General features: G+C 59.9%; 9 protein-coding genes. 7 read left to right on the top strand and 2 right to left on the bottom strand.

Annotation, left to right across the window (positions count from 1 at the left end; translation table 11 throughout):
- Positions 1 to 11: 11 nt before the first annotated feature.
- Positions 12 to 1,115 carry a branched-chain amino acid ABC transporter substrate-binding protein gene (locus AC1D35_RS16935; protein ID WP_113297507.1) on the top strand — a complete coding sequence of 368 codons (1,104 nt, stop codon included), beginning with the start codon at positions 12 to 14 and terminating at the stop codon, positions 1,113 to 1,115.
- Between the two features lie 72 nt (positions 1,116 to 1,187).
- Here AC1D35_RS16935 and AC1D35_RS16930 read toward each other — a convergent pair whose 3' ends face one another.
- Positions 1,188 to 1,478, bottom strand: coding sequence for a TonB C-terminal domain-containing protein (locus AC1D35_RS16930; protein ID WP_162747109.1), 291 nt, complete (start codon positions 1,476 to 1,478; stop codon positions 1,188 to 1,190).
- Positions 1,479 to 1,626: 148 nt separating this feature from the next.
- Here AC1D35_RS16930 and ade point away from each other — a divergent pair, with 148 nt between their 5' ends.
- Positions 1,627 to 3,324 carry an adenine deaminase gene (ade, locus tag AC1D35_RS16925; protein ID WP_113308852.1) on the top strand — a complete coding sequence of 566 codons (1,698 nt, stop codon included), beginning with the start codon at positions 1,627 to 1,629 and terminating at the stop codon, positions 3,322 to 3,324.
- Between the two features lie 4 nt (positions 3,325 to 3,328).
- On the opposite strand, the gene bglA is transcribed toward ade, so the two are convergent.
- On the bottom strand, positions 3,329 to 4,978 hold the full coding sequence (gene bglA / locus AC1D35_RS16920) for a beta-galactosidase BglA (RefSeq protein ID WP_113308767.1): 1,650 nt from the start codon (positions 4,976 to 4,978) through the stop codon (positions 3,329 to 3,331).
- A 274-nt stretch (positions 4,979 to 5,252) separates the two neighbouring features.
- Here bglA and AC1D35_RS16915 point away from each other — a divergent pair, with 274 nt between their 5' ends.
- Genes AC1D35_RS16915 through AC1D35_RS16895 form a run of 5 tightly spaced genes read left to right on the top strand, consistent with a single transcriptional unit; the run spans position 5,253 to position 10,707 of the window.
- Complete coding sequence (locus AC1D35_RS16915) at positions 5,253 to 6,833, top strand: peptide ABC transporter substrate-binding protein (RefSeq protein ID WP_113297504.1); 1,581 nt, start codon at positions 5,253 to 5,255, stop codon at positions 6,831 to 6,833.
- 48 nt (positions 6,834 to 6,881) lie between these two features.
- Positions 6,882 to 7,805, top strand: coding sequence for an ABC transporter permease subunit (locus tag AC1D35_RS16910; protein WP_113308766.1), 924 nt, complete (start codon positions 6,882 to 6,884; stop codon positions 7,803 to 7,805).
- Positions 7,802 to 8,719 (top strand): ABC transporter permease subunit, encoded by a 918-nt coding sequence (locus AC1D35_RS16905; RefSeq protein WP_113297502.1) that lies wholly within the window; start codon positions 7,802 to 7,804, stop codon positions 8,717 to 8,719. The genes AC1D35_RS16910 and AC1D35_RS16905 overlap by 4 nt, the downstream gene beginning before the upstream one ends.
- Position 8,720: 1 nt before the next feature.
- Positions 8,721 to 9,728: an ABC transporter ATP-binding protein gene (locus AC1D35_RS16900; RefSeq protein WP_113297501.1), complete on the top strand. Its 1,008-nt coding sequence runs from the start codon at positions 8,721 to 8,723 to the stop codon at positions 9,726 to 9,728.
- Positions 9,721 to 10,707: an oligopeptide/dipeptide ABC transporter ATP-binding protein gene (locus AC1D35_RS16895; protein WP_113308765.1), complete on the top strand. Its 987-nt coding sequence runs from the start codon at positions 9,721 to 9,723 to the stop codon at positions 10,705 to 10,707. Before AC1D35_RS16900 ends, AC1D35_RS16895 begins: the two co-directional genes overlap by 8 nt.
- The last annotated feature ends 86 nt before the right edge of the window (positions 10,708 to 10,793 follow it).

Below are 10,793 nucleotides of genomic sequence, written 5' to 3'. Positions count from 1 at the left end.
GGAGACAGACCATGACTCTGAAGACTCTGACGGCGACGCTCGTTGCCTCGCTGGCATTTGCGCCGCTCGCGCATGCGGATATCACCATCGGCCTCATCGCGCCGCTGACCGGCCCGGTGGCAGCCTATGGCGACCAGGTAAAGAACGGCGCGCAGACCGCCGTCGACGAAATCAACAAGAGCGGCGGCATTCTCGGCGAGAAGGTCGTGCTCGAACTGGCTGACGACGCTGGCGAACCGAAGCAGGGCGTTTCCGCCGCGAACAAGGTTGTCGGCGACGGCATCCGTTTCGTCGTCGGCCCGGTCACGTCTGGCGTTGCTATCCCGGTCTCCGACGTTCTGGCCGAAAATGGCGTACTGATGGTCACTCCAACTGCAACCGCGCCTGACCTCACCAAGCGTGGGCTGACCAATGTTCTGCGCACCTGCGGCCGCGACGACCAGCAGGCCGAAGTCGCCGCCAAATATGTTCTTGAGCACTTCAAGGACAAGCGCGTCGCCATCATCAACGACAAGGGCGCTTATGGTAAGGGCCTCGCCGATGCCTTCAAGGCAACGCTGAATGCCGGCGGCATCACCGAAGTCATCAACGACTCCATAACGCCCGGCGACAAGGACTTTTCCGCCCTGACCACCCGTATCAAGGCCGAGAAGGTTGATCTCGTCTACTTCGGCGGTTACCACCCGGAAGGCGGCCTGCTCGCCCGCCAGCTCCATGACCTCTCGGTGAATGCCCAGATCATCGGCGGTGACGGTCTCTCCAACACCGAGTTCTGGACGATCGGCACGGATGCGGCAGCCGGCACACTGTTCACCAACGCCTCCGACGCCACCAAGAGCCCGGACTCCAAGGTCGCTGCCGATGCGCTCGCCGCCAAGAACATCCCGGCCGAAGCCTTCACGCTGAACGCCTATGCTGCCGTCGAAGTGCTGAAGGCCGGTATCGAAAAGGCCGGCAGCGCCGAAGATGCGGAAGCCGTCGCGGCTGCCCTGAAGGGCGGCGACCAGATCCCGACAGTCATCGGCAAGCTCACCTACGGCGAAACCGGCGACCTCTCCTCGCAGAGCTTCTCACTCTACAAGTGGGAAGGCGGCAAGATCGTCGCTGCCGAGTAAGTGGCAACAGTGCTGACAACGGGATCGGGCGCCTCACGGCGCCCGATTTCTATTTGCCATGCGAAGACACCGTCACTCTGGCAGCTTGGGACCGCCTCCAACATAATCTTTCAGCGTATTGTATTCGATGACCAAGGGTTGAACGTAAACGCCGTTGGAAGCTGGCCGCGGAACCTTGTTGTGGAAGTTTTTGATCGCCAGGCGCTTCAGATACTCATCATAGTCGGTGTTTCCACTTGATTGCTTCACTGTAACTTGGCTCACTCGGCCGTTCTTGTCAGTCTCAAGCTTGACCAAAGCCACCGTTGAACAGCTATTCAAGAGAAGCACGACTACACAAGCAGCTGAAATAATTGCTTTCATATCATGGCCTTGAGTTGGAACTTCGCATCTGTATGCTCGCGTCATTAGCATTGCCGATGTGCAGGCGAAAGTAGCCCGAAATACAACCGGGAAGTTTTTCCGGCATCCTGCGCCCAGCAGCAGAAATCAGTTGAAGAAGGTGAAGACCATGACCGCCAAGCTCGAACGTCTCATCGATCAGGGTGTGGGTCGCATACCGGCCGATATCGTGCTGAAAGGCGGACGCTTCTTCGATCTCGTGACGGGTGAGCTTATCCAGTCTGATATCGCAATCTGCGGCGACCGCATCGTCGGCACCTGCGGCGCCTATAGCGGCGAGACCGAGATCGATATTTCCGGCAGGATCGTCGTTCCGGGCTTCATCGACACGCATCTACACATCGAATCCTCGCTCGTCACGCCGCATGAATTCGACCGCTGCGTCCTGCCTTATGGCGTGACGACCGTGATCTGCGACCCCCATGAGATCGCCAATGTGCTCGGCAAGGAAGGCATCGAATTCTTCCTCGCTTCGGCGCTCGAAACGATCATGGATATCCGCGTGCAGCTGTCCTCCTGTGTGCCGGCCACGCATCTGGAAACATCAGGCGCCGACCTTCCGGTCGAAAGCCTTCTGCCCTATCGCAACCATCCCAAGGTCATCGGCCTTGCCGAGTTCATGAATTTCCCCGGCGTGATCCACAAGGATCCCGTCTGCATGGCAAAGCTCGATGCTTTCCAGGGTGACCATATCGATGGGCATGCACCGCTGCTCTCAGGCAACGATCTCAACGGCTATCTCTCCACCGGCATCCGCACCGAGCATGAATGCACGAGTGCCACCGAAGCGCTGGAGAAAATTCGCAAGGGCATGCATATCCTCGTGCGCGAGGGCTCGGTCTCTAAGGACCTACACGCCCTGATGCCCATCATCACGGAGCGCCTCTCCCCTTATCTTGCGCTCTGCACCGATGATCGCAATCCGCTTGATATCGCCGAGCAGGGTCATCTCGACTACATGATCCGCACGGCGATCGCTGCCGGCGTCGAGCCGCTGGCAATCTACCGGGCCGCCTCGATCTCCGCCGCCCGCGCCTTCGGCCTGCGTGACCGCGGCCTCATTGCCCCCGGCTGGCGGGCCGATCTTGTCGTCATCGACAGTCTCGAAAATTGCCGGGCGGACATGGTCTTTTCCGCCGGCCGTCATGTCGCCGATGCACTCTTTACCACCCGCAAGCCAATTGCCCCCGTCGGCCTCGACAGCGTCAAGGCGCGGCCGGTCAATGCGGCCCATTTCGGCGTACCGGTCGCCGAGGGCGAAACATCCGTCATCGGCGTCATGCCGGGCAAGATCATCACGGAGCATCGTCGCTATCACCTGCCGGCGAAAGGCAACCAGACCACCGTCGATCTCGGCAACGATATCATCAAGGTCGCAGTCATCGAGCGGCACGGCAAGAACGGCAATCACGCCAACGGCTTCGTGCAGGGTTTTGGATTGAAGAAAGGCGCGATTGCTTCAACGGTCGGCCACGACAGCCACAATATCTGTGTCGTCGGCGTCAGCGAGGACGACATGGCACTCGCCGCTAACCGTCTTGGCGAGATAAAGGGCGGCTTCGTGGTCGTCGAAGACGGCAAGGTTACCGGCGAAATCGCGCTGCCTGTCGCCGGCCTGATGAGCCTGGAGCCCTATGAGGTGGTGCGCGACACGCTGCATCATCTGCGGAAGGCCGCCTACGCCCTTGGCACGACGCTGGAAGAACCCTTCCTGCAGGTCGCCTTCCTGCCCCTGCCCGTGATCCCGCATTTGAAGATCTCGGACAAGGGAATGGTTGATGTCGATCGCTTTATGCTGATCGGCTGATCACTCAGACGATACGGGCGCAGAAAGCGTCGAGCGCGCCGAGCTTGACCGCATGATCGCGCGAAACAGCCTTGAACCCCGGCATGTTCAGCGGTTCGCCTAACGACATGCCGGCCGGGAGACGGAACTCCGCTGGCTCGCGCGTCAGGTTGAAGACGAAGAGCAGCTTCTCCCCGCCCTTGTCTCTGATAAAGGCGAGCAGATCCTGATTGCTGCCGACGAATTCCATGCTGCCGTCGAGCAGCACCGGCTGACTTTTGCGGAATTCCAGCGTGCGCCGATAATGATGCAGGACGGAACTGTCGCTGTTTTCCTGCGTGTCCACGGACAGCGCTGCCTGCTCATAGGGCACCGGCAGCCAACTCTTCTCGGCGCTGGTGAAACCGGCATGCGCCTTGCCGGCTTCCCATGGCATCGGCGTGCGGCATCCGTCGCGGCCCTTGAAGGCCGGCCAGAAGCGAATACCATAGGGGTCGCGCAGGTCTTCGAAGGCAAGCTCCGCCTCCGGCAGCCCCAGCTCCTCGCCCTGATAGAGGCAAATCGAACCGCGAAGTGCTGCCAGCACCGAAATTGCCAGCTTGGCGATAACCGGACGTTCGTCTTCCGTCAGCGCGAAACGGCTGACATGGCGGTTGACGTCATGGTTGGAGAAGGCCCAGCAGACCCAGCCGTCCTTCACCATGCGCTGGAAGCTCTCGACACAGCCGCGGATATGATCTGCCGTGAAGTCCGGACCAAGCAGGTCGAAGGTGTAGCACATATGCAGCTTGTCGCCGCCGGTCGTATAGGCCGCAACGGTCTTCAGCGAGCGCGCACCGTCGCCCACTTCGCCGACGGTCGTGCGCCCCTCGTACTGGTCGAGCAATGCACGGAAGCGCTTGAGGAATTCGAGGTTCTCCGGCTGCGTCTTGTCGTAAAGATGGTTCTGCATGCCATAGGGGTTGCTGTCGGGCGCATCGAGGCCGGCCTGATCCGGGTCTGGCTCATGCGGCGGATTGTCCCGGAGCTGTTTGTCACAGAAGTAATAATTCACGGTGTCAAGGCGGAAACCGTCCACACCACGGTCGAGCCAGAATTTCACAGTTTTCAGCAGGGCATCCTGAACCTGTTTGCTGTGAAAGTTCAGGTCCGGCTGCGAGGTCAGGAAGTTATGCTGGTAATATTGCCGGCGCACGCCATCCCATTCCCAGCCCGGTCCGCCGAAGATCGACAGCCAGTTGTTCGGCGCCGTCCCATCGGGCTTCGGATCGGCCCAGACATACCAGTCGGCCTTGTCGTTCGTGCGGCTGGAGCGGCTTTCCACGAACCATGGATGCCGGTCGGATGTATGGGAAATCACCTGGTCGATGATGACCTTTATTCCGAGCCTGTGGGCTTCTGCCATCATCGCGTCGAAATCGTCGAGCGTGCCGAAAATCGGATCGACGTCGCAATAATCGGAGACGTCATAGCCCATGTCTGCCATGGGCGATTTGAAGAAGGGAGAAAGCCAGATGGCGTCAACGCCGAGGCTGGCAATATGTGGCAAGCGCCGGGTTATCCCCTTGAGATCGCCGAGCCCGTCGCCGTTCGTATCCTGAAACGATCGCGGATAGACCTGATAGATCACCGCGCCGCGCCACCAGTCCGCATTCCCGTCCGTCTGCAATGCCATCGACCGCCGTCTCCTGCTTCATTTCGACCGCAACACTAAAGACGGTGCGGCAAAAAACAACAGCGCGATGACTTATTTGGCAACGAATACAGGCCGTCGCGATCCGGCAAAAGGGAGACGCTTATAGGCTTGTCCACACCCTAATGCTACCCACCGGTTTAGGGGTTGCAACGCCAAACCTTTGCGTTAAGGTGCCGTTGACCTGCACGTAACAGGTCTAACCGGGAACAAATGACTAAAGAAAAGGCGAAAAGCCTAGAAAGGTGGACCCATAATGTCCTTTTTTACGAAAAAATTTCTCGCGTCTGCAATGGTTGGCTCATTGCTCGCGTTTTCGGCCCACGCAGCCACGCTGAACATCCATAATGGTGGCGACCCCACTTCGCTGGATCCGCAAAAGCTCTCCGGCGACTGGGAAAACCGCATTGCCGGCGATATCTTCGAAGGCCTCGTCACCGAAGATGCCAAGGATAATCCGATCCCTGGCCAGGCCGAAAGCTGGACCATTTCCCCCGATGGCAAGGTCTACACCTTCAAGCTGCGTGATGGCATCAAGTGGTCCGACGGCCAGCCGGTAACGGCCGGCGACTTCGTCTTCGCCCTCCAGCGCCTCATCGACCCGAAGAATGCTGCCGACTATGCCTATCTGCAGTTCACCATCAAGAATGCTGAAAAGATCAACAAGGGCGAGATCACCGATCTGAACGAGCTCGGCGTCAAGGCGATCGACGACAAGACGCTTGAGATCACCCTTGAAAACCCGACCCCCTATTTCATCAACGCCCTGATGCACTACACGGCCTATCCGCTGCCGAAACATGTCGTCGAAGCCAAGGGTCAGGACTGGGTCAAGATCGGCAATATCGTCACCAACGGTCCGTACAAGCCGACCGAGTGGGTCCCCGGTTCGCACGTCACGACCGTCAGGAATGATCAGTATTACGGCGCCAAGGATATCAAGATCGACGGCGCAAAGTTCTTCGTGCTTGAAGACCAGGAAGCTGCGCTGAAGCGCTACCGCGCGGGCGAATTCGACATCCTCACCGACTTCCCGACTGACCAGTACGAATGGATGAAGAAGAACCTGCCGGGCCAGGCGCATGTTGCCCCCTTCTCCGGCCTCTACTACTACGTCATCAACTCGACAAAGCCCCCCTTCAGCGACAAGCGCGTGCGCCAGGCTCTGTCCATGGCGATCAACCGCGAAGTCATCGGCCCACAGATCCTCGGCACCGGCGAACTGCCGGCCTATTCCTGGGTCCCGCCGGGCACGGCAAACTACGGCGAACCTGCCTACGTCTCCTGGAAGGATCTCCCTTACAAGGACAAGGTCGAAGAAGCCAAGAAGCTGCTGAAGGAAGCCGGTTTCGGTCCGGATCATCCGCTGACCACCGAGCTCAAGTACAACACCAACGACAACCATAAGCGCATCGCCGTCGCGATCGCCTCCATGTGGAAGCCGCTTGGCGTGAACGTCGAACTCGTCAACGCTGAAACGAAGGTCCACTACGACCAGTTGCAGCGCGGTGAAGTGCAGATCGGCCGTGCCGGCTGGCTTGCCGACTACAATGACCCGGACAACTTCCTCAACCTTCTCGTGACGGGCGTCCAGATGAACTACGGTCGCTGGTCGAATGCCGATTACGACAAGTTGATCAAGGAGGGCAACGCTCAGACCGATCTGACGAAGCGCGCCGAGATCTTCAAGAAGGCCGAACAGCTCGCGCTGGACGATACCGCCGCGCTGCCGATCTATTACTACGTCTCCAAGAACGTCGTCTCGCCTAAGATCGAAGGCTTCGTCGACAACGTTCAGGACATCCACCGCACGCGCTGGCTGTCCATCAAAGAATAAGGATGAAAGGCTCTTTCCGGCAGGCCCGGAAAGAGCCGTTCCACGCCCATGATCAAATATGCACTCCGTCGATTGCTGTCGACGATCCCCGTCCTGTGGATCGCCGTCACAGCCTGCTTTTTCGTTTTGCGCCTTGCTCCCGGCGGCCCCTTCGATGGCGAAAGGCCATTGCCGCCGGTGATCCTGAAAAACCTTGCGATCCACTACAATCTGGATAAGCCGCTTGTTCAGCAGTACCTGATCTACGTTGGCGACCTGCTGAAAGGCGACCTCGGCCCCTCCTTCGCGAGCGAGGACTTTACCGTCGCCCAGCAGATCATGATCGGCCTGCCCTACACTTTCACCATCGGCACGGCTGCGTTCCTGATTGCCATCATTGTTGGCATTGCTGTCGGCTGTCTTGGGGCGCTCTATCAGAACAAGGCACCGGACTATATTCTGAGTGCCCTCATTCTGGTGGGCGTCGTCCTGCCGAACTTCCTGATCGCGCCCATCATGCAACTCGTCTTCGGCATCCATCTCGCGTGGTTTCCGGTCGGCGGCTGGGGTGACGGCTCGATCAAATACCTCGTCCTGCCCATCGTCGTTCTGGCCCTGCCGCATGCGGGCCGCATCTCGCGTATCACCCGCGGCTCGATGATCGAGGTCATGAACCAGAACTTCATCCGTACCGCCAAGGCCAAGGGCATTGGCCCGCGCCTGACGGTCATGCGCCACGCGCTGAAGCCCGCCCTGATGCCTGTCGTTTCCTATCTGGGACCGGCGGCAAGTTACCTTCTCACCGGCTCGCTGGTTGTCGAAAGCATCTTCGGATTGCCCGGCATCGGCCGCTATTTCGTCAACGCAGCGCTGAACCGCGATTACGGCATGGTTCTCGGTACGGTCATCTTCTACATGGTGCTGATCGTGTTCCTGAACCTTCTGGTCGACATCGCCTATGCCTGGCTGGACCCGAAAGTGAGAAACAGATGATCCTCAATCCCGCGAAAAGAGAGCTGCTCGCAGCCGAACTGCTGGAGGCCGAAGGTCTGTCTCCGGAAGGCCGCTCTCTAACTAAGGATGCGCTGCGCCGCCTCTCTCGCAACAAGGCGGCAGTCATCTCCATCGGCGTTCTGGTGGTGCTGATCCTTGCCGCCTTCCTTGGCCCGAACTTCATTCCCTTCAGCTATGAAGACCCTGATTGGGCCGCCTTCCGCGCCCCACCCTCCTTCGAAAACGGCCACTATTTCGGCACCGACCCGAACGGCCGCGACCTGCTTGCGCGTGTGCTCTACGGCACGCGCATTTCGCTTGCCGTGGCGCTGACGGCAACCCTCGTCTCCGTGGTCATCGGCGTGCTCTACGGTGCGGTATCCGGTTATATCGGCGGCAGGCTGGATGCCATCATGATGCGCTTCGTCGATATCATGTACGCACTTCCCTACATCCTCTTCGTCATCCTGCTGATGGTGATCTTCGGCCGCAACGTCTACCTGCTCTTTGCAGCGATCGGCGCACTCGAATGGCTGACCATGGCCCGCATCGTGCGCGGTCAGACCCTGTCGCTCAAGCACCGCGAATTCGTGGAAGCTGCCCGCGCCTCGGGTCAGAAGCCTTTCAAGATCATCACCAAGCACATCATCCCTAACCTCGTCGGCCCCGTCGTCATCTTCGCGGCGTTGACCGTGCCTGAGATCATCGCGACCGAGAGTTTCCTCTCCTATCTCGGCTTTGGCGTTCAGGAACCGCTGACCTCGCTCGGCACCCTGATTGCCGAAGGCACCGATGCCATGGAAAGCATGCCCTGGCTGCTGGTTTTCCCGGCAAGCTTCCTCGTGGCCCTGCTGCTCAGCCTGCTGTTTATCGGCGACGGGCTGCGCGATGCATTCGACCCGAAGGATCGATAAGATGTCTCAGGAAAAACAGAACGATACCCTTCTCGAACTGAAGGACTACTCGATCACCTTCGAGACGCCCGAAGGGCAGGTGAAGGCGGTCTCGAACATGAACCTGACGGTTCGCCGCGGCGAGCGCATCGCCATCGTCGGCGAATCCGGTTCCGGCAAGAGCCAGACCTTCCTCGGCATCATGGGCCTGCTTGCCAAGAACGGCAAAACGACCGGCCAGGCCTTGCTGGAAGGCAAGAACGTGCTGGCGCTGAAGCCGCGCGAACTCGACCGTGTTCGCGGCAAGGACATGGCCATGGTCTTCCAGGATCCGATGACTGCGCTTAATCCGTCGCTCCGGATTTCCCGGCAACTGACGGAACAGCTTGAGATCCATCGCGGCTTTACCGCCAGGGCGGCATCCGCAGAGGCACTCGACATGCTGAAGCGCGTCGGCATTCCTGATCCCACGCGCCGTTTCGGCCTGTATCCGCATGAACTTTCGGGCGGCATGCGGCAGCGCATCGTCATTGCCATGGCGCTGCTCACCAAACCGAAACTGCTGATCGCCGACGAGCCGACAACAGCGCTCGACGTCACCATCCAGGCGCAGATCCTCGATCTCTTCAACGATCTGACGGCGGAGATGAACACCGCACTCCTGATGATCACCCACGACCTCGGCGTCGTCGCCGGTCTCGCAGACAGGGTGGCCGTCATGTATGCCGGCCGTATCGTCGAGGAAGCTCCTGTTGACGAGCTCTTCGAGAACCCGGCCCACCCCTATACAGCAGCCTTGCACGCTTCGATCCCGCGCCCTGACCAGGATGTCGACGACCTCGTCGTCATTCCCGGCCGTCCGCCGAACCTGCAGCATCTGCCGAAGGGCTGCAATTTCTCGCCGCGCTGTTCGCAGGTTCAGGACGATTGCATCGACCGCCCGCCGCAGCTTCAGCAGCAAGGGGCAAACCATTGCGCCGCCTGCTTCCATCCCTTCCCCCGCCGCGAGGAGTTGCTGATCCATGGCTGAGCGCTCGCTTCTGAGGGTCGAGAACCTGACGACCCAGTTCGAGATCCCCTCGAAATCCTTCTTCAAACCGCCGCTGATGCTGACCGCCGTCAACAATGTCAGCTTCGATCTCGCCGAAGGCCGCACGCTCGGCATTGTCGGCGAATCCGGCTGCGGCAAATCCACGCTCGGCCGCTCGATCCTGCGTCTTCTGAAGGCACAGAAAGGCCGGATCCTCTGGCAGGGCCGCAACCTTCTCGATCTCTCGGATGAGGAAATGCGCGCCGCACGCCGCGACATGCAGATCATCTTCCAGGATCCGATCGCGTCACTCGACCCGCGTATGACAGTCGGCGATATCATTGCCGAACCGCTCACCGTCTTCGAGCCGAAGCTGAACAGGGCTCAGAGGCTTGAGCGCGTGCGCGAGATCATGACGGCCGTCGGCCTCGTGCCCGAGATGATCAATCGCTACCCGCACGAATTCTCGGGCGGTCAGGCTCAGCGTATCGGCATTGCCCGCGCTGTCGTCACCCGGCCGAAACTCATCATCTGCGACGAGCCGGTCTCGGCTCTCGACGTATCGATCCAGGGCCAGGTCATCACGCTGCTCCGCAAGCTGCGCAAGGAGTTCGGGCTGACGCTGATCTTCATCAGCCACGACCTCTCGGTCGTGCGCCTGATTTCGGACGACGTGCTGGTTCTTTATCTCGGCAAGGTGGTCGAAGCCGGCGATTGCGCCACGGTCTTCGAACATCCGGCACATCCCTACACGCAGGCACTCTTCTCGGCGGCTCCGATCCCCGATCCGAAGCTTGCGCGTCAGCGTAGCCGTATCCGCCTGCAGGGAGATCCACCCTCGCCACTCAATCCGCCAAAAGGCTGCGTCTTCTCGCCGCGCTGCTGGAAGGCGACGAATATCTGTCGCACGGAAATGCCGCCGACGGAACTCGTCCGCCCCGGCCAGACGGCCGCCTGCTACCATATGGATGAGTCCTGATCTGATATTCTCCATCGCCCCGGCACCGGGGCGATGGACTTTCAACTCTCCTTGACTTGTCTCCTCCGGCCTCTTCGCGTATCCGC

The sequence above is a fragment of the Rhizobium sp. P1_E6 genome, assembly GCF_056405875.1.
The sequence above is the reverse complement of the archived record's forward strand: the minus strand, read 5'-3'. Positions and strand labels throughout refer to the sequence as shown.